Origin of the sequence: Mesorhizobium sp. LMG17149 (genome assembly GCF_024518695.1) — a bacterium.
Lineage (GTDB): Bacteria > Pseudomonadota > Alphaproteobacteria > Rhizobiales > Rhizobiaceae > Mesorhizobium.
The window spans coordinates 548,850-565,783 of the sequence record NZ_JANIFL010000002.1 but is presented as its reverse complement, the minus strand read 5'-3'; the positions used below and the strand labels follow the sequence as shown (position 1 = coordinate 565,783).

At 62.0% G+C, this 16,934-nt stretch carries 19 protein-coding genes; 13 read left to right on the top strand and 6 right to left on the bottom strand.

Annotated features, from left to right (window positions below):
- The first annotated feature begins 30 nt into the window (after nucleotides 1-30).
- From NP945_RS06035 to NP945_RS06005, 7 genes are all read left to right on the top strand, one after another.
- Entirely contained in the window at nucleotides 31-915 is an 885-nt protein-coding gene (locus NP945_RS06035) for an ABC transporter permease (protein WP_256745819.1), read from the top strand.
- On the top strand, nucleotides 912-1,781 hold the full coding sequence (locus NP945_RS06030; RefSeq protein WP_256745818.1) for an ABC transporter permease: 870 nt from the start codon (nucleotides 912-914) through the stop codon (nucleotides 1,779-1,781). Before NP945_RS06035 ends, NP945_RS06030 begins: the two co-directional genes overlap by 4 nt.
- Nucleotides 1,766-2,836, top strand: coding sequence for an ABC transporter substrate-binding protein (locus NP945_RS06025; RefSeq protein WP_256745817.1), 1,071 nt, complete (start codon nucleotides 1,766-1,768; stop codon nucleotides 2,834-2,836). Before NP945_RS06030 ends, NP945_RS06025 begins: the two co-directional genes overlap by 16 nt.
- 295 nt (nucleotides 2,837-3,131) lie before the next feature.
- Nucleotides 3,132-3,740 (top strand): cupin domain-containing protein, encoded by a 609-nt coding sequence (locus tag NP945_RS06020; protein WP_256745816.1) that lies wholly within the window; start codon nucleotides 3,132-3,134, stop codon nucleotides 3,738-3,740.
- On the top strand, nucleotides 3,730-4,815 hold the full coding sequence (locus NP945_RS06015; protein ID WP_256745815.1) for an ABC transporter ATP-binding protein: 1,086 nt from the start codon (nucleotides 3,730-3,732) through the stop codon (nucleotides 4,813-4,815). Before NP945_RS06020 ends, NP945_RS06015 begins: the two co-directional genes overlap by 11 nt.
- Before the next feature lie 283 nt (nucleotides 4,816-5,098).
- On the top strand, nucleotides 5,099-5,722 hold the full coding sequence (locus NP945_RS06010; RefSeq protein ID WP_256745814.1) for a 2'-5' RNA ligase family protein: 624 nt from the start codon (nucleotides 5,099-5,101) through the stop codon (nucleotides 5,720-5,722).
- Nucleotides 5,723-5,847: 125 nt separating this feature from the next.
- The gene (locus NP945_RS06005; RefSeq protein WP_127270215.1) at nucleotides 5,848-6,201 is read left to right on the top strand and encodes a nuclear transport factor 2 family protein; all 354 of its coding nucleotides are present in this window, start codon (nucleotides 5,848-5,850) and stop codon (nucleotides 6,199-6,201) included.
- 93 nt (nucleotides 6,202-6,294) lie between these two features.
- Here NP945_RS06005 and NP945_RS06000 read toward each other — a convergent pair whose 3' ends face one another.
- A complete protein-coding gene (locus NP945_RS06000; RefSeq protein ID WP_256745813.1) occupies nucleotides 6,295-6,774 on the bottom strand; it encodes an SRPBCC family protein in 480 nt (159 codons plus the stop codon).
- Nucleotides 6,771-7,127: a helix-turn-helix transcriptional regulator gene (locus NP945_RS05995; RefSeq protein ID WP_127270295.1), complete on the bottom strand. Its 357-nt coding sequence runs from the start codon at nucleotides 7,125-7,127 to the stop codon at nucleotides 6,771-6,773. Before NP945_RS05995 ends, NP945_RS06000 begins: the two co-directional genes overlap by 4 nt.
- Nucleotides 7,128-7,285: 158 nt before the next feature.
- Between NP945_RS05995 and NP945_RS05990 the strand changes: the two genes are divergently transcribed.
- Nucleotides 7,286-7,621: an ArsC family reductase gene (locus NP945_RS05990; protein WP_256745812.1), complete on the top strand. Its 336-nt coding sequence runs from the start codon at nucleotides 7,286-7,288 to the stop codon at nucleotides 7,619-7,621.
- A 196-nt stretch (nucleotides 7,622-7,817) separates the two neighbouring features.
- Here the strand turns inward: NP945_RS05990 and NP945_RS05985 are convergent, their stop codons facing one another.
- Genes NP945_RS05985 through NP945_RS05975 form a run of 3 tightly spaced genes read right to left on the bottom strand, consistent with a single transcriptional unit; the run spans nucleotide 7,818 to nucleotide 10,442 of the window.
- A complete protein-coding gene (locus NP945_RS05985) occupies nucleotides 7,818-8,180 on the bottom strand; it encodes a DUF488 domain-containing protein (RefSeq protein ID WP_256745811.1) in 363 nt (120 codons plus the stop codon).
- A gap of 16 nt (nucleotides 8,181-8,196) precedes the next feature.
- The gene (locus tag NP945_RS05980) at nucleotides 8,197-9,453 is read right to left on the bottom strand and encodes an aminopeptidase (RefSeq protein WP_256745810.1); all 1,257 of its coding nucleotides are present in this window, start codon (nucleotides 9,451-9,453) and stop codon (nucleotides 8,197-8,199) included.
- Nucleotides 9,450-10,442 carry a LysR substrate-binding domain-containing protein gene (locus tag NP945_RS05975; RefSeq protein ID WP_256745809.1) on the bottom strand — a complete coding sequence of 331 codons (993 nt, stop codon included), beginning with the start codon at nucleotides 10,440-10,442 and terminating at the stop codon, nucleotides 9,450-9,452. The genes NP945_RS05980 and NP945_RS05975 overlap by 4 nt, the downstream gene beginning before the upstream one ends.
- Before the next feature lie 94 nt (nucleotides 10,443-10,536).
- Here NP945_RS05975 and NP945_RS05970 point away from each other — a divergent pair, with 94 nt between their 5' ends.
- From NP945_RS05970 to sbmA, 3 genes are all read left to right on the top strand, one after another.
- Nucleotides 10,537-10,758 (top strand): hypothetical protein, encoded by a 222-nt coding sequence (locus tag NP945_RS05970; protein ID WP_256745808.1) that lies wholly within the window; start codon nucleotides 10,537-10,539, stop codon nucleotides 10,756-10,758.
- A gap of 111 nt (nucleotides 10,759-10,869) precedes the next feature.
- On the top strand, nucleotides 10,870-12,030 hold the full coding sequence (locus NP945_RS05965) for a YbfB/YjiJ family MFS transporter (RefSeq protein ID WP_127272628.1): 1,161 nt from the start codon (nucleotides 10,870-10,872) through the stop codon (nucleotides 12,028-12,030).
- Nucleotides 12,031-12,143: 113 nt separating this feature from the next.
- Nucleotides 12,144-13,403: a peptide antibiotic transporter SbmA gene (gene sbmA / locus NP945_RS05960; RefSeq protein ID WP_256745807.1), complete on the top strand. Its 1,260-nt coding sequence runs from the start codon at nucleotides 12,144-12,146 to the stop codon at nucleotides 13,401-13,403.
- A 36-nt stretch (nucleotides 13,404-13,439) separates the two neighbouring features.
- Here sbmA and NP945_RS05955 read toward each other — a convergent pair whose 3' ends face one another.
- Complete coding sequence (locus NP945_RS05955) at nucleotides 13,440-14,438, bottom strand: polysaccharide deacetylase (RefSeq protein WP_256745858.1); 999 nt, start codon at nucleotides 14,436-14,438, stop codon at nucleotides 13,440-13,442.
- A gap of 214 nt (nucleotides 14,439-14,652) precedes the next feature.
- Between NP945_RS05955 and NP945_RS05950 the strand changes: the two genes are divergently transcribed.
- On the top strand, nucleotides 14,653-15,318 hold the full coding sequence (locus tag NP945_RS05950) for a tetratricopeptide repeat protein (protein ID WP_127383151.1): 666 nt from the start codon (nucleotides 14,653-14,655) through the stop codon (nucleotides 15,316-15,318).
- Complete coding sequence (gene der / locus NP945_RS05945; RefSeq protein WP_256745806.1) at nucleotides 15,315-16,748, top strand: ribosome biogenesis GTPase Der; 1,434 nt, start codon at nucleotides 15,315-15,317, stop codon at nucleotides 16,746-16,748. Before NP945_RS05950 ends, der begins: the two co-directional genes overlap by 4 nt.
- Nucleotides 16,749-16,934: the final 186 nt, after the last annotated feature.

Sequence of the window (16,934 nt, the reverse complement as noted above, 5' to 3'; positions counted from 1 at the left end):
AGCTAATTTCAAATTCCGATAGGCAGGTCGATGTCGACCCTAGTTGCAACATCAGCGCCAGAGGCCCGGTCTTCTCAGGGCTTCCGGTTCGCCATGCTGCTGCCGGGCGCTCTGGTCACCTTCCTGCTGATCCTGTTTTCCCTCGGCCTCGTGCTTTTCCTCGCCTTCCGCGGCAATGACGGCTCGCTGCTCGGCTCCGGCTTCACCGTGGCGAATTTTGTCACCGTGGCGTCCGATCCGCTGTACTGGACGGTGACGCTGCGCTCGCTGATCATTGCCGCTCTGGTCACGCTGGCGACGGTCATCACCGCCTATCCCGTCGCCTACTACCTCGCTTTCCACGCCGGCCGGCGGCGTGGCCTGCTGCTGTTCCTGGTGACGCTGCCGTTCTGGACCAGTTATCTCCTGCGCGTCTTCGCCTGGAAGATCGTGCTCGCCTACAATGGCGTTTTGAACTCGGCACTGATCGAAAGCGGGATCTGGTCCGAGCCGACATTGGCCTTTCTCAACACGCCGGCCGCCGTTGTCGTCACGCTCGCGCACGCCTATGCACCGTTTGCCATCCTGCCGATCTATGTGGCGCTGGACACCATCCCGAAATCGCTGATCGAGGCCGCTTCGGACCTCGGCGCGCGGCCATTCACCTCGTTCCGCCGTGTCGTGCTGCCCAATTCGATGCCGGGCGTGCTGGCGGCAGCCCTTGTCGTCTTCGTGCCGACGGTGGGGGACTATGTCACGCCGGCTCTGGTCGGCGGCCCGGCCAGCACCATGATCGGCTCGCTGATCCAGGCGCAGTTCGGCAAGGCCAATGACTGGCCGTTTGGCGCCGCACTCTCCGTCGCCGTCATGCTGGTCATCCTTGCCGTGGTGCTGGTCGCGCGTTTCGCCGACCGCAGATTTGGCAGCCGCACATGAGCACTGCACGCGCGCAGGGAGGCGGCCGCTGGCTCGGCGTCTACGTCGTCGCCTATCTGGTCTTTCTCTATCTGCCAGTGCTGCTGATCCCGCTGTTTTCCTTCAACAACTCGATCCAGGCAGCGTTTCCGCTGCAAGGCTTCACCTTGCAATGGTACGCGACTTTGTTCGGCAATTCGGCGCTGACCGGTGCACTCTTGAACAGCCTCGCCATTGGCGCCATCGCCGCCACGGGTGCGACGCTGTGCGGCATCACCGTATCCTACATGGACCTCTATGGCCGCTCGCCGCTGGCCGCCACCATTAGCGCCATCGCCCGGCTGCCGATCCTGATCCCGGGCGTCATCGTCGGCATATCGCTGCTGATCCTCATCAACCTCATCGGTCTGGGGCCATCACGCATCGCCATCGTTCTCGGCCACATATTGGTGGCGCTGCCGACGACCGTGGTGATCATGCGCAGCCGCTTCGCCGCCATCCCGAAAACCATTCGCGAGGCTGCCCTTGATCTCGGCGCCTCCGACTGGACGACATTCCGGCGGGTCATGCTGCCGCTCAGCCTGCCGGCCATCATTTCGGCCTTCATGCTGGCCTTCCTGATCTCCTTCGACGAATTCATCGTCGTCTTCTTCCTCGCCGGCACCGAGCCGACGCTGCCGCTCTACATCTGGAGCCAGCTGCGTTTTCCCCGGTCGCTGCCGACGGTGATGGCGCTGGGCACGTCGATTCTGGCGGTGTCCTTCGTCATTGCTGCAGCAGCTGAAATCCTGCGCCATCGCGGCTTGTCCGCCACGGCGCCAAAGCCCGCGGATCCATCACAACCAAAACAAACCAAGAGAGGAGAACTGCAATGGCATTCGACCTGAAATCGATCTCTGCAAAGACTGTTTGCGCTGGATTGACGGCGTTCGCGATGGCGCTGTCGTCGACCGTCGCTTTCGCCGGCGACAAGCTGCAATATTTCACCTGGTCGGGCTATGAACTGCCCGATTTCAACAAGAGCTTCCTCGCCGCACACCCCGATGGCGTCGAGGCCTCCATCTTCGGTGACGACGATGACGCCTTCACCAAGGTCAAGGCCGGCTTCCGCCCCGACATCGCGCATCCCTGCTATGACAAGGTGGCGCGCTGGAACAAGGAAGGCCTGCTGCAGCCGATCGACACCAAGCGCATCAAGAACTGGGATTCGATCTTCCCGGTGTTCAAGAACCTGCCCGACCTGCAGGCCGGCGACGGCAAGGTCTGGATGGTGCCATGGGACTGGGGCAACACCTCGATCCTCTACCGAACCGATCTGGTGAAGAACCCGGAAGCGAGCTGGAACCTGCTGTGGGACAAGCAGTATGCCGGTCGCATGGCGACGATCGACGCCGTGCACGACACGCCGGTCGTTGCCGCACTGCTGGCCGGCGTCAATCCGTTCGACATGACGCCGGAGCAAATGGACAAGGTGGCCGAGAAGCTGCGCGAGCAGCGCCCGCTGCTCTCCAACTACACCACCGACATGACCTCCGTCGAACAGGCGTTGGCCAGCGGCCAATTGGTCGCCGCCATGACTTGGAACGCGTCCGCCACGTCGCTGAAGAAGCAGGGCGTGCCGGTCGAGTTCATGAAGCCGAAGGAGGGCATGCTGACCTGGGCCTGCGGCTTCGTCATGCTCAAGGACGCCAAGAATGTCGATCTTGCCTATGACTTCATCAACAGTCGGCTGGAGACGGATTCCGGCAAATACCTGATCGAGGCCTACGGCTATGGCAGCTCGACCAGTTCGACCTTCGCTGCGGTGCCGAAGGAGGAGCTGGAGAAATTGCAACTGCCATCCGACCCGGAAGTGATGCTCAAGACCACCATCTTCACCGGTCCGATGAAACAGAATGACGACCTCGCCAAGATGTTCGAAAAGGTCAAGGCGGGCGGGTGAGTTTCAACCGTATTCGAGGCGACCAATTGCCGAAGTTTGCGCTGCCCCTCACCTGCCTGCCGGCATCCTCTCCCCGTATAGTGACGGGGAGAGGGACGCTGTCATCGCCCATTTCGCCAATCATCAGCGTTGCAAGGATGGCGCCGGCGTTGCGGCCAGCCACTTCTCCCCGTCACTATACGGGGAGAAGTGCCCGGCAGGGCGATGAGGGGCAGCACTGACGCCCGATAGCTATCCAACCCTGAAGCCGGCCTTGGTCGCCACCGGCCCTAAGCACTGCAATAAGGACTAACAAATGGACATGCTGGACGAACCGGCTGAGAAGCCAAAGGACGATGCCGACATTCGGGTCGGCCGGCGCGTACGGGCGCTGCGGCTGGAACGCAACCTGTCGCTGGCCGATCTTGCGGCAAAAGCCGGTGTGTCGATCGGTGCTTTGAGCCAGATCGAGCGCGGTATGTCCTCACTGCGCGTCAAGGTGATCTGGCCGCTCGCCGCCGCTCTCGACATCGAGCCGTCGGCGCTGATCGCCGACGGCAACGATGCCGTCAGCGATCTCTATTGTGTGCGTGCCGACAAGCGGCGGCAGATCCCGGTGAAATCGGAAGGCATTGCCAAGGCGCTGCTGTCGCCCCCGGGCGCGACGCTGACCGGCATGCTGGTGACGGTGGAAGCCAGCGGCGGCACGGCCGAGGCCTATGCCCATGCCGGCCACGAATTCGGCTTCGTGCTGGCCGGCGAGGTCGAACTGGTGGTGGATTCGACAAATTACGTGCTGAAGGCCGGCGACAGTTTTGCGTTCAAGAGCACGCTTTTGCATGCCTTCCGCAATCCGGGCGCCGAGCGTTGCCAGATCCTCTGGGTCAACACCACGAAGCCGTCCGAGGTTCGCGATGGCGCCTGATCCACTTGTGCGGCTGCAGGCGGTCTCGAAGATTTTTCCTGGCGGCATCGTCGGGCTCGACGCCGTCGACCTCGACATTATCAGCGGCGAGTTTGTCACGCTGCTCGGGCCGTCGGGTTGCGGCAAGACCACCAGCCTGCGCGTCATCGCCGGTTTCGAAAGCCCGTCGAGCGGCAAGGTGTTGCTCGATGGTCGCGATATCACGGCCCTTCGGCCCTTCGACCGGCCGGTCAACACCGTGTTCCAGGATTATGCGCTGTTCCCGCACATGAATGTCGCCGAAAATGTCGGCTTCGGTCTGTCACTGCGCAAACTGTCTGGAACCGAACAGGCAAAGCGCACCGGCGAAGCACTCGACATGGTCGGTCTCGCCGACAAGCTTGGCGCCCGCGTCTCCGAACTGTCGGGCGGCCAGCGCCAGCGCGTCGCGCTGGCGCGTGCCATCGTCTGCGAACCACGCGTGCTGCTGCTCGACGAGCCGCTGTCGGCGCTCGATGCGCATCTGCGCGAACAGATGCAGGTTGAACTGAAGCGGCTGCAGTCGCGGCTCGGCACCACCTTCGTCATGGTCACCCACGACCAGACCGAAGCGCTGTCGATCTCCGACCGCATCGTCGTCATGAACAAGGGCCGCATCGAGCAGATCGCGCCGCCGGCCACCCTTTACGACCGGCCCGCCACGAAGTTTGTGGCGAGCTTCATCGGCACCATGAATCTCCTGCAATCGCGCTTCGTCGGCCGAGACGGCGATCGCCTGCGCTTCGCCGCCGGCGCCCTGCCGCTGGAGGCTATTTCTGAAACTAGCGAGGCACCTGCCGAGGGCGCCACCCGCACCATCGGCGTGCGTCCGGAGGATTTGCTGGCGATGACCGAGGCCGCGCCCGGCACCGCGCCGGCGCGCGTCAACAGCGTCGTCTTTCACGGTCGCACGCTGCGCCTTCATGCCGAACTCGGGCAGGGCGCGCCTGTTGTCATCGATGCGCCGCGCCAGGCCGAGGGTTCCCAATTCAGCGTCGGAGACGTGGCGCATATCAGCCTGCGCCGTGGTGCCAACTGCCCGGTGCTACCAAGCTAATTTTGTCGACGTTAAATAACCGGAGCACACGCCGCGCGGTGGCTACAAGCCGTCGGTCAACGGCCGGGGGTATGTCGACTGGTCGATCCACGATTTTCGGGAGGTCAGGGCATCATCGGCTACGGATCGTAGGGTTCGGCCCCTGCTCGAAAATGCTTGCTCCGCCGTTAAGCTTGCGGGCGCTGATGCGGAAACCATTAGCGCCGGTTTTGTTTTCACTTGATTCGTTCCCTTTTTGTTCTAAGCTTCTCGGCTTGATACAATCTGCCGGACGAGATCGGTTGTGAGTGGGAAATTTTCATACGGAACCGCGAAGAACGGTCAGACCTTTTTCCGATTTGAAGGACAGAGCCCGATCCGGGAGCCGCATCTGTTTTACGGATTTCTCGTTGAAGACCCGGTCAATGCCATGCTGCGGCGCAGGGCTGAGCACTACAATCAGGAACTGAGATTGCGGGGATGGCTGACGCCAACCGATCAAATGCACATATCCCTGATCGGCCTTGGCGACGGCAAACAGAAGCGTGTGGTGGAGATCGCCCGCCATGTCGGCTTGCTGATGCAAGCCACACCATTCGATGTTTGCTTCGACCGCCTGTCGGCTTTCGGCGGCGGGGCGCTGGTGCTTCGCAGCAGCGACCATTCGCCGACTTTGCAAGCCTTCTGGCGCAAGCTCTCTGCCGTAATTGACGACAGCCCGCTAAAGCCATTCATCACGACCTCGCTGGAGCCACATGTCACGCTGCTTCGCGACAGGAGGGGCGTTCCAAAAGTGCGGGAACGGATCGTTGAGCCGATATCCTGGACAGTGCGGAGTTTTTCGCTGATCCGTAGCCACCAGGGTGAATACAAATGTCCGGCGACCTGGCAATTGACCGGTCAGGACGATTCCCTAGCCGGCATGTGAGAAATCGTCGTCATACAGCCGCTATATCAATCGTCCTGACACGGCTTGTCAGCTGTAGTGCCGGCAATGGTGGCAGGCCAGCAAGCTGTTCCCCATTTGCAGTGCGTCTGACAGGAGGAACACAAATGACCATCGCGGAAATTGCCAAAGATTTCACCGAACTGCTCAAGCAGGGCGATAACGAAGCTGCTGCCGAGAAGTACAATGCCGATGATATCGTCAGTCTCGAAGCCATGGCGGGGCCGATGGCCATCTCCCATGGCAAGGAGGCTCTCAAGCAGAAGGGCCAGTGGTGGCAGGAGAACAACGAAGTGCATGGCGGCTCGGTCGAGGGCCCCTATGTCAACGGAGACCAGTTCGCGGTGCGCTTCAAGTTCGACATCACGCCCAAGGCCACCGGCGAGCGCGTCACCATGGATGAAGTTGGCCTCTACACAGTCAAGAACGGCAAGATCACCGAAGAGCGCTTCTATTATTGAGGCGGAAATGCCACCGGGAGACTGCTCTCTTCGCTCCCGGGTTGAAAACAAGCATGACGGCCAAGACAACGTCCTGGCCGTCATGTGGGAAGATCAGATCGTCTTCACGTACTGCGCAAGCTGATCGGCCGCCGTGCCCCAGCCGTTGAAGAAACCCATCTCCTCATGGTTGTTGCGGGTCGCCTCGTCGCGATGGATGGCGGTGGCGGTGTAGCGCGTGCCCTTGCCGTCCGGCTGCAAGGAGATAACAGCGGTGATGAAGGGTTCCCCTGACGGCCGGTAACCCGGCAACAATGCATCCGTCCACACCAGCCGCTCGTTCGGCACGATTTCGAGATAGCAGCAATGGCGGTCGTTGACCTCGGTTCCGTCGGGCGACTGCATGCGCGTGCGGAACAGCCCGCCCGGCCTGAGGTCTATCTCGCAGTCGGTGATCATCCAAGGCTTCGGCGTGAACCATTGCTTGACGTGCTCCGGCGTCGTCAAGGCGCGCCACAGCAATTCGCGCGGCGCATCGATGACGCGCTCCAGCACGAGGTCCAGTCTGGGATCCGGCTTGAGGGGATAGATCATTTTTCTGTCTCCTTGAGGGTCATCACATAGGCGTCGAACTGGTCGAGGCGGCGCTCCCACAGCGTGCGCTGTTCGGCCAGCCAGTTTTCGGCAAGCTTCAGCGGCTCGGGCGCCAGTTGATAGGTCCTGACCCGGCCGGTCTTTTGCGAGCGCACCAGCCCGCAACCTTCGAGGATTTTGAGATGTTCGATGAAGGAGGGCAGGGCCATGTCGAACGGTTGGGCAAGCTCGCTGACCGAGGCAGGGCTGCGGTTCAGCCGCTCCACCACGCGTCGCCGCGTCGGATCGGACAGTGCGCGAAAGATGCCGTCGATCGGCGGAGGGCTCGGAGTTGTGGTCTGAAGGCTTGTCATTGGTTGGTCCTGAGGCGCTGTCAAAATACTTAGGGAAATTCCTTAGTGTTGGCAAGGGCAAAACCGAAGGCATGCCGGGGAGCGCTGGCAAAGCGCGCAGAGCGTCCTTAATCTGCGGTCAGATTCGAAATCGGAAGGTCACTGTTTTGACGATCACCATGTACGGCATCACCACCTGCGACACGGTCAGGAAGGCGCGCCTCTGGCTGGAAGGCCATGACGTGGCCTACAGGTTTCACGATTTCAGGGCAGAGGGACTGGACGCGAAGCGGATGGATGGCTGGGCGGGCAAGGTCGGCTGGGAAAAGCTGCTCAACAGGGGTAGCACCACGTTTCGCGAGCTGCCGGACAACGACAAGCAGAGCCTCGACGAAAAGAAGGCCAAGGCGCTGATGCTGGCCAAGCCGACCGTGATCAAGCGACCGGTGCTGGAGGTTGGGGATCGGATTCTGGTGGGGTTCAAGGCTGATGTTTATGAGGCGGTGGTGAAGTAGGGCAGCGCATACACCTCACTTCGTCATCCTATGGCGAAGCAAGGAGCGGAGCGACGCAGCGCAGACCATAGGATCCATGCCGTGATCTATCCGTGTTGCAACGGTGCAGATTCTGCTCCGCTGCGCCTTTCGACTGAGGTCGCGGCATGGATCCTCGGGTCAAGCCCGAGGATGACGAAGGTCTGGCTAACGATGGCTAATTGTGAGCGCTTGCGCTGAGATACCCCGCCAGCGCGACCGCATTGTTATGTGCTTCATCATGCGCGCCATAGAGCAGCGTCACCTTGCCGTGGCTGATCAAGCCTCGCAATTCACTCACCGCCTCGCCGTTCCCGTCCAGCTCAGCACGATACCGCTCCTGAAACTCCGGCCAGCGCGCCGGCGCATGGCCGAACCACTTTCGCAGCTCGTCGCTCGGTGCGATGTCCTTCAACCACAGCGTCAGCGCGGCGTCTTCCTTGCTGACGCCGCGCGGCCAGATGCGGTCGACCAGAACCCGCTGCCCGTCATCGGGCGCGGGTGGCTCGTAGATACGCTTGACCGCCAGGTCGAAGGCCATCGCACCCTCCGTACGGTCAAGCCCATTCGCCCTTGCGCATGACGGGCACGCGGGCGCCGTCCTTGTGGACACCGTCGATGTCGATCTTATCCGAGCCGATCATCCAGTCGATGTGGATGAAGCTCTTGTTGCCGCCGCGCGCCGCGATCTCGTCCTGGCTGAGCGAGGCGCCGTCGACGAAGCACTTCGAATAGCACTGGCCGAGCGCGATATGGCAGGCGGCGTTCTCGTCGAACAGCGTGTTGAAGAACAACAGCCCGCTTGCCGAGATCGGCGAGGAATGCGGCACCAGCGCCACTTCGCCGAGGCGGCGCGCGCCCTCATCTGTATCGAGCACCTTCTTCAGCACATCCTCGCCCTTCGATGCCTTGGCCTCGACGATCCTGCCTTCTTCGAAACGCACCGAAATGTCGTCGATCAGCGTGCCCTGGTAGGACAGCGGCTTGGTCGAGGAGACATGACCCTCGACCCGCCTTGCATGCGGCGTGGTGAAGACCTCCTCGGTCGGGATGTTGGGATTGCAGGTGATGCCGTTCTTGGCGGTCGAGGCGCCGCCCATCCATTCATGGCCGTCCGCCAGCCCAACGGTCAGGTCGGTGCCCGGTCCGGTGAAATGCAGCGCGTGGAAATTATGGCCATTGAGCCATTCGGTGCGGCTGCGAAGCGCCGCGTTGTGCGCCTTCCAATTGCCGATCGGGTCCTCAACATCGACCCGCGAAGCGGCGAAGATGGCATCGGCGAGCTTCACGACCGCGACATCGTCGGCATCGCCGGGGAAGACCTGTTTGGCCCAGGCGAGGTCCGGATAGGCGACGATGTTCCAGTTGATGTCGAAGCCGGTGATCTTTTCCAGCGCCGGCTGGTAGGCCATCGAATTCGCCTTGTTGGCGCGCGCCACTTTCGCCGGATCCTGTGCGGAGAGCAGCGACGGATCCTCGCCGCGCACGGCAAGCCTGGCCGCATTGTTGGAAAAGGCCTTCGCCATGCCTTCATAGAGCCAGCCGGCGGCGCGGTCGAAGCTCGCATCGGCACCGAAGCGGTAGCGGGCCAGCGTCATCTCATCATCGTTGAAGATCGGCGTCACCAGCCCGGCGCCGGCCTTGTAGGCATGCTCGACGATCCGCCTGGTCAGCGGCAGTGCCGCGATGGACGACGTCAGCACCAGATCCTGCCCCGGCTGCAATTGCAGTCCGGCCTTGATGGCGACTTCCGCCAGCCTGTCGAGCTTCACCGGGTCGATCAATGCGGAAACGCCGCGCGAATGTGTGGTCATGATCCTGCCTGTCGTAGTTTGATGTCCGACCCTACATAGCTCGGTGCCTCCGTCCTTTCCACCGCGATCGCGCCGGCGGGTTCTGGGTTTACGGACCCGAACCGCGCCATGGTTGCCTCGATCTCTTCCCTGATCCAGACCTTGAAATCACGGACCTTACGGCTTTCCGCCTTGGTGCTGGAGGTCACCAGCCAATAGCCGAGCCCGCTCTGGGCGCGGATTCCGAAAGGCGCCACCAGCCGCCCGTCGGCCAGCGCGTCGGCGGCGAGCAGTTGCCAGCCCAGCATCACGCCATGACCGGCAATCGCCGATTCCAGGCACAGCATCGGGTCGGTGAAACTCGCACCTTTCAGGAAGGTGACAGGTGGAACACCGGCCGTCTCGAACCAGCTTTCCCAGTTGATCATCGCCCGCTCGTCGGTGATCGCGCAGGTCTGGGCAAGGTCCTCGATCGACTTCAGTTTTTGGGCGATCGCCGGCGCGCAGACCGGGAAGACCTCCTGCGCCAAGAGCAGTTCCGCCCGCCCGCCAGGCCATTTGCCGTCGCCAAGCCGGATGGCGATGTCGATGTCCGAGTGATCGAGATTGGCCAGCCGCACCGAAGCGTCGATGCGCAGCAGCACGTTGGGATGCCGGTCGAAGTGGCGAGATAGCCTGGGCAACAGCCACTTCGAGGCAAAGGCCGGCGCCACCGAAACCACCAATGTGCATTGCGTAGCCTCGTCGGCCAGGGCCACGGCCTGGGAAAGCTCACGAAATCCAGCACCGAGGCGGGCCGCGAAGACGGCGCCGAATTCGGTCAGCACCAGACCGCTCGCCGTTCGCTCGAACAGCGCCTGGCCGAGCTGTTTTTCGGTACGGCTGATCTGCTGGCTGACGGCGCTGACGGAAACGTTGAGCTCACCGGCCGCCGCCGCCAGCGATCCGAGACGGGCAACGGTTTCGACGGCGCGGAGGCCGTTGAGATGGACGCGGTTGAGCATGGCCATTGAGTTTTTCTAAACTGATCCGGCTGAAATCTCAATTGATAGGCATATCGAAACGGCAGATTTTGTCGGGAGAGACAGACCTGTGGAGCCGGAAATGTTAGGGATTTTGTCGTCGTCGCTGAAGGTCTTTTTCACTGCGAGCAGGCCGTATGAGCCGCGCCCGGACGGCGAGGCGCAGAGATGGCTGATCGATCCGCTTTCGCATCCGGTGCTGAACACCATGTCGGAGCGCGAACTGGGCGATGTGCCGTTCAGGCTGACGGCACGGCGGACGGTGCACGAGAGGGGTTCATTGCGCGCCGGCGGTCGCTGCTGAGCAGGCGCCAAGCGTTCCGACATAGGAAGTCGAGGCGAGCACGTCCCGCGTACGCACTGGCCCAACAGATGGCGATTGTTTCAGCGATCCCTGCACTTATTGTGCAGTGCAATGACATCGGCCACCTCGACAGCGCTGCGTTTCGCCTTCGCCGGCATGATTGCCATGGCGATTGCCATGGGCATCGGCCGTTTCGTCTACACGCCGATCCTGCCCGGCATGATGCAGGAACTGCATCTGTCGCCGGCCGATGCCGGCTGGATCGCCTCGGCCAACTATCTCGGCTACCTCGTCGGCGCGTTGGCGGCGGCGGGCGGCTGGGCGCATGGGCGCGAGCGCCTGCTGATGCTGGCGGGGCTTGGCGCCAGTGCGGTCCTTGCCGCGCTGATGGGGCTGACCGAAGCGATGGCGGCCTTTCTCGCCATCCGCTTTCTGGCCGGTCTGGCCAGCGCCTTCGTCATGGTGTTCATGGCCAGCATCGTGTTCAGCCATATCGCGGCTGCCGGTCGCAACGACCTGCAGGCCTGGCATTTCGGCGGCGTCGGGCTCGGCATAGCGGCATCGGCGGCGATGATGGCGGTGCTGGTCGCCGAGCATTCGGGCTGGGCGGCAGGCTGGCTATGGTCGGCGGCGATTTCGGCCTGCGGTTTCGTCCTCGTGGCTCTGTTGGTCAATGAGGGTCCGCTCGGCAACGGCGAAGTCCCCCGCGAGCCGGCACTGCGGATGGACCGGTCGTTGGTCAAGGTCATCATCGCCTACGGCCTGTTCGGCTTTGGCTATGTGGTGACGGCGACATTCCTGGTCGCCATCGTCCGGCAAGGCGGCGGCAGCCGCGTCTTCGAGGCCATTGTGTGGATGGTCGCCGGTCTTGCGGGCTTTCCCTCGGTCTGGTTCTGGCAGAAGATCGCGGCGCGGACCGGCCTCTATGCCGCCTATGCGCTGGCGTGCTTCATCGAAGTTGCCGGCGTCACCGCGAGCGTCGCCATCGGCGGCGCCACCGGGCCGCTGCTTGCCGGCGTGCTGCTCGGCGGCACCTTCATTGCCATCACCGCCTTTGGCCTGCAGGCCGCCCGGCAGCAGGCGCCAAGCGCGCCGCGCCGGATCTTTGCCCTGATGACGGCTGCGTTCGGCCTTGGCCAGATCATCGGGCCGGTCGCGGCCGGATTTCTGGCGCAAATGTCCGGCGATTTCTTCCTCGCCTCGATCACCGCCGCAATCGTGCTGGTCGTCTCCGGCGCCATCACATGGTCGGCTGCGCCAAAATCGCCATGATTGTGGGCTTGCTGTGCCGGGCATCGGGCACGGGCATTTTCTTTCCTACTAATGTGTGACTTTATGCCCGCTGCCGTCAGCTGATTTGCGCCTAGATCGAGGAATTCGCCACAGTGTTCGTATCCTTTTTCCCGCAGCCGAAGCTCTTCTTCTCTTCGGCCGCCCTCTGGAGCCTTGCGGCAATCCTGTTCTGGTTTTTCGGTGGTGAACAATTGGGGGCGGTTTTCGGATTGCCGCCCGCAGTGGCCGGTGCGCCGCCAGTCGTCGGCATCGCCGTCCTCGTCTCGAAGCCATTCCTCTGGTTCTATATCTATTTCACTATCTGCGTTGGGATCTTCTACGCGTTCTGGCGCCTTTATGCGCCGCACCCCTGGCAGAACTGGTCCATTCTTGTAGCCGCCTTGATCCTCTTTCTGATCTATTTCAACGTGCAGATTAGCGTCGCCGTTAACGACTGGTACGGTCCGTTCTTCGACTACATTCAGGGCCTGATTTCCAAAACGATCGAATCGACCAATGCCGAGTTTTTCGCCCGGCTGGCCACATTCGCGTGGTTGGCGCTGGTCGGTATGAATGTCAGCGTGGTCAATGCCTTTATCGTCAGCCATTGGATCTTCCGTTGGCGGATGGCGATGAACGATCACTTCATGACGAACTGGAACAAACTGCGCCACATCGAGGGCGCCTCTCAGCGCGTTCAGGAAGATACGATGCGCTTCGCTCAAATCATGGAGGATCTCGGCACCAGCTTCGTGCAGTCGATCATGACGTTGATCGCGTTCCTTCCGGTGTTGATCAGACTTGAGGACCATATCAGTGAATTGCCGATAATCGGTGCTATCCCTCATCCCCTTGTGGTTGCCGCGATCGCCTGGTGTGTGTTCGGAACCATTTCAGTAATGATCGCCGGTCTGAAACTACCCGGCCTCCAGTTCCGCAATCAGCGCGTCGAGGCAGCTTATCGTAAGGAGCTGGTCTATGGAGAGGATCACGCTGACCGTGCTCAGCCATTTACGACAGCGGAGCTGTTCAACAACGTTCGCCGAAATTACTTCAGGCTTTATTTCCATTACATCTATTTCAATGTAGTTCGTTACACTTACTTACAAGCCGACAATATCTTCGCATTCTTTGTCATGGGGCCATCGATCGTGGCGCACAGGATAACACTTGGCGTCCTCAATCAGATACCGAACGCGTTTGGCAGAGTGACCGGTTCGCTGCAGTTTCTGCTCTCCTCCTGGTCGACCATCGTCGAGCTGCAATCTGTCCACAAGCGCCTGCGTGCCTTCGAAGCGACGCTGCAAGGCGAGCCATTGCCTGAAATCGACCAGCGCTATCTGGCAAGACAGAGCGCCGAGGACCCAGCCTAAAAACCGAGGCTTTGGAAATCGAACCGGGTTGGCGGCTCAGCCGCCGACCGAGATCTGCCTTTGGCCAGCGTCCTGTCGCGAAACATAATCGCGAAAACTGATGCATTCGACATCGGCTTTGACGCAGACCTCGCCGGCAAAGCGCTCAAGCGCGTTCCAGTAGGCGCCGTCATTCATCAGCGCGAAGTGGAAGCCGAGCTCCAGCGGAATGCGTTTTCCCGCATACTGCTTGTCGAAGGCGGCGCGGAAGGCAGCATAGGTCCGGTTCGCGAACTCGTCCGCCTGGCTTGGCCGCTCGAAGCCGCCGGAATGTCTGACATAGAGATTGTAGTCCATGGCGATCACCGGCCGCGACTTCGGTCCTTCCGGAATCTGCGGCAGTGAAAAGTGCATGATGCCGTTGCTGGCAGTCGGTCGGGCAGGGCCTTGCGAGACGCCGCTGGCGTCGAATTGATAGCCGGCCGCCGGCAGCGCTTCATAGAGCGCCTTGCCGGTCGACAGATACGGCGCGCGAAAGCCGACCACCGCATGCCGCGCGAAATCGCGCCAGCCCTGTGGTTCGGGTGCAATGCCGTTGATCGCATAGGCGTTCTCGAGAATGTGCTCGAACGAACTGAACTCTTTCAGCCAGTCGGCCTTGCTCCAGTCCTTGCCGTCGAAATGGCCACAGCCATGGCTGGCGATATCGTGGCCTTCATGCGCGGCAAGCCCGATCTGTTCGAGCCGCTCGCTGACTTCCTGCTTCGAGGCGGCAAAGCCGATGTTGGATTTGCCGGCGCCTTTGCCCGGTGCGGTGTATTCCTTGCGTGTCTCCGTCGACAGCAGGAAGACGCAGGAGAGAAAATAGGTGAAGTGCGCGCCGGTGCGCTCAGCCAGTGCCCGGCTGCGTTTCCACTGCGAAATGTCGCGGGCACTGTCGAACGAGATGATGACGACCTGTTTCGGCTTTGCCGGCGCCGGTGGATCGGCCAAAGCCCCACCGGCAGCGGCGAGTGCCGCAAGCGAAAACGCAACAACGCGGAACGGACGAAGCATAGGCAATCTGATCTTCACTCGGGGAATGTCTGCAAGCCGGCTATCGCCTAAATGTGGCGTGGGTGCGATTGGCCTTTTCGGCTGCCTGTCCGGGGCAAACATCCGTTTGCCCCGGACAATAGGCGATTTTCCGGTTGAACCCCTTCCATGCCGGCAAAATTTCGCTAAAACGCGGGCTGACAAAGGCCCGACGGGGCAGGAATGGTTTGATTTGATGTCCGACGACAGTTTTATCCGTGAAGTCAATGACGAGATCCGTCGCGAACAGGCGCAGAAGCTGTGGGACCGTTTTGGCCCAGCCCTGATTGTCGTTGCGATCCTCGTGGTGCTCGGCACCGCCGCCTTCGTCGGCTATCGCTATTGGGACGAGACGCGCGCCAACCGCTCGGGCGATGCGTTCTCGCAGGCACTGAAGCTTGCCAATGACGGCAAGAACGATGAGGCGCTGACCGCGCTCGATCAGTTGGAGAAGGATGGCTACGGCGCCTATCCGCTGCTCGCCCGCATGCGCGGCGCAACCGTCAAGGCGAATAAGGGCGATGTTCCCGCCGCCGTCAAGGATTTCGACGAAGTCGCCGCCGACACAGCCATTCCCCAGGGAATTCGCGACATGGCGCGCCTGCGGGCAGCGCTGCTGCTCGTCGACCATGGCTCCTTCGCCGACGTCTCCAGCCGTGTCGAGGCGCTGACATCCGACACCAACACGCTACGCCACACGGCGCGCGAGGCACTCGGCCTTTCCGCCTGGAAGGAAGGCAAGACGCAGGATGCGCTGAAACTGTTCGACCAGATCGCCGCCGATGACGGCGCGCCGCGCAACACCCGCGAGCGCGCAACATTGATGTCCGAGCTGATCCGCGGGTCGGGCAGTGCGTCGTGACTTTCAAAGTCGCCATCATCGGCAGGCCTAACGTCGGCAAATCGACTCTTTTCAATCGGCTGGTGGGAAGGAAGCTGGCGCTCGTCGACGACACGCCGGGCGTCACCCGCGACCGTCGCGTCCATGCCGCCAAGCTTTACGACCTGCATTTCGACGTCATCGACACCGCCGGCTTCGAGGACGCAGGCGCCTCGACCTTGCCCGGCCGCATGCGTGCGCAGACCGAGATCGCCATCCGCGAGGCCGACCTGATCTTCTTCACCATCGACGCCAAGTCCGGCCTGTTGCCTGACGACAGGACCTTCGCCGAGATCGTGCGCAAGTCCGGCAAGCCGGTCGTGCTGGTCGCCAACAAGGCCGAGGCGAAGGGCGCCCAGGGCGGCATGCTGGAGGCCTGGGAACTCGGCCTTGGCGAGCCGATCCCGGTTTCGGCCGAGCATGGCCAGGGCTTGCCTGACCTGCGCGACGCCGTGATCGGAGCGCTCGGCGAAGCGCGAGCTTTCGACGAAAATGAAGATGGCGAAGACTTGGAAGTCGCTGCCGGCGAAGTTCTGATCGGCGAGGATATCGCCGATCCGGATGCCGAGCACACCTATGACGACACCAAGCCAATGCGCATCGCTGTCGTCGGCCGTCCCAATGCCGGCAAGTCGACGCTGATCAACGCGCTGATCGGCGAAGAGCGGCTGCTCACCGGACCGGAAGCCGGCATCACCCGTGATTCCATCTCCGTCGATTGGGAATGGCATGGCCGCCGGCTGAAACTGTTCGACACGGCCGGCATGCGCCGCAAGGCCAGGATCCACGAAAAGCTGGAAGTGATGTCGGTGCAGGACGGCCTGCGCGCCATCCGGTTTGCCGAGATCGTCATCATCGTGCTCGACGCCACCATTCCCTTCGAGAAGCAGGATCTGCAGATTGCCGACCTGATCATCAGGGAAGGCCGGGCGCCGGTGATTGCCTTCAACAAATGGGATCTGATCGATCATCCCCAGGAGCTTCTGGCCGAACTGCGCGAGAAGACGGAACGGCTTCTTCCGCAGGCGCGCGGCCTCCAGGCCGTACCCGTATCGGCCGAGACCGGGCGCGGTCTCGACAAGCTGATGGATGCCGTCATCAGGACCCACAAGGTGTGGAACAGCCGCGTTTCCACCGGCAAGCTCAATCGCTGGCTGGAAGGCATCCTGGCGCATCATCCGCCGCCTGCCGTGGCCGGGCGCCGGCTGAAGGTCAAATACGTCACCCAGGCCAAGACCCGGCCGCCGGGTTTCGTTGTCCAGTGCTCGCGGCCCGATGCGATGCCGCAATCCTATGTCCGCTATCTCTCCAACAGCCTGCGCGAAGCCTTCGACATGCCCGGCGTGCCGATCCGCATCGCGCTGCGCACGTCGGACAATCCATTCGCCGGCAGGTCCAACAAGCGCAAATAAGCGGTCGGGCTCGAATGAGCCTCTTTGCTCGCGGGAATTCTCCGCAAAGTTGGCGGGACAGCACCCCCCTCTGGCCTGCCGGCCATCTCCCCCGCAAGGAGGGAGATCAGCAGTTCGTTCTGACGGCGCCTTTCTTGCAACGTTGAAGATTCGCGAGAGCACTCGCGACATCCAATCTCCCCCCTT

Excerpts from the sequence above, each read along its gene's own strand:
- NP945_RS06000 (WP_256745813.1), bottom strand. The coding sequence starts at position 6,774 with ATGATCTATCCCCTCAAGCCGGATCCCAGACTGGACCTCGTGCTGGAG.
- NP945_RS05955 (WP_256745858.1), bottom strand. The coding sequence starts at position 14,438 with ATGCTTCGTCCGTTCCGCGTTGTTGCGTTTTCGCTTGCGGCACTCGCC.
- NP945_RS05990 (WP_256745812.1), top strand. The coding sequence starts at position 7,286 with ATGTACGGCATCACCACCTGCGACACGGTCAGGAAGGCGCGCCTCTGG.
- NP945_RS05985 (WP_256745811.1), bottom strand. The coding sequence starts at position 8,180 with ATGGCCTTCGACCTGGCGGTCAAGCGTATCTACGAGCCACCCGCGCCC.
- NP945_RS05980 (WP_256745810.1), bottom strand. The coding sequence starts at position 9,453 with ATGACCACACATTCGCGCGGCGTTTCCGCATTGATCGACCCGGTGAAG.
- NP945_RS05950 (WP_127383151.1), top strand. The coding sequence starts at position 14,653 with ATGTCCGACGACAGTTTTATCCGTGAAGTCAATGACGAGATCCGTCGC.
- NP945_RS05975 (WP_256745809.1), bottom strand. The coding sequence starts at position 10,442 with ATGGCCATGCTCAACCGCGTCCATCTCAACGGCCTCCGCGCCGTCGAA.
- NP945_RS06025 (WP_256745817.1), top strand. The coding sequence starts at position 1,766 with ATGGCATTCGACCTGAAATCGATCTCTGCAAAGACTGTTTGCGCTGGA.
- NP945_RS06015 (WP_256745815.1), top strand. The coding sequence starts at position 3,730 with ATGGCGCCTGATCCACTTGTGCGGCTGCAGGCGGTCTCGAAGATTTTT.
- NP945_RS06005 (WP_127270215.1), top strand. The coding sequence starts at position 5,848 with ATGACCATCGCGGAAATTGCCAAAGATTTCACCGAACTGCTCAAGCAG.
- NP945_RS06030 (WP_256745818.1), top strand. The coding sequence starts at position 912 with ATGAGCACTGCACGCGCGCAGGGAGGCGGCCGCTGGCTCGGCGTCTAC.
- NP945_RS05995 (WP_127270295.1), bottom strand. The coding sequence starts at position 7,127 with ATGACAAGCCTTCAGACCACAACTCCGAGCCCTCCGCCGATCGACGGC.
- NP945_RS06035 (WP_256745819.1), top strand. The coding sequence starts at position 31 with ATGTCGACCCTAGTTGCAACATCAGCGCCAGAGGCCCGGTCTTCTCAG.
- NP945_RS06020 (WP_256745816.1), top strand. The coding sequence starts at position 3,132 with ATGGACATGCTGGACGAACCGGCTGAGAAGCCAAAGGACGATGCCGAC.
- NP945_RS05965 (WP_127272628.1), top strand. The coding sequence starts at position 10,870 with ATGACATCGGCCACCTCGACAGCGCTGCGTTTCGCCTTCGCCGGCATG.
- NP945_RS05970 (WP_256745808.1), top strand. The coding sequence starts at position 10,537 with ATGTTAGGGATTTTGTCGTCGTCGCTGAAGGTCTTTTTCACTGCGAGC.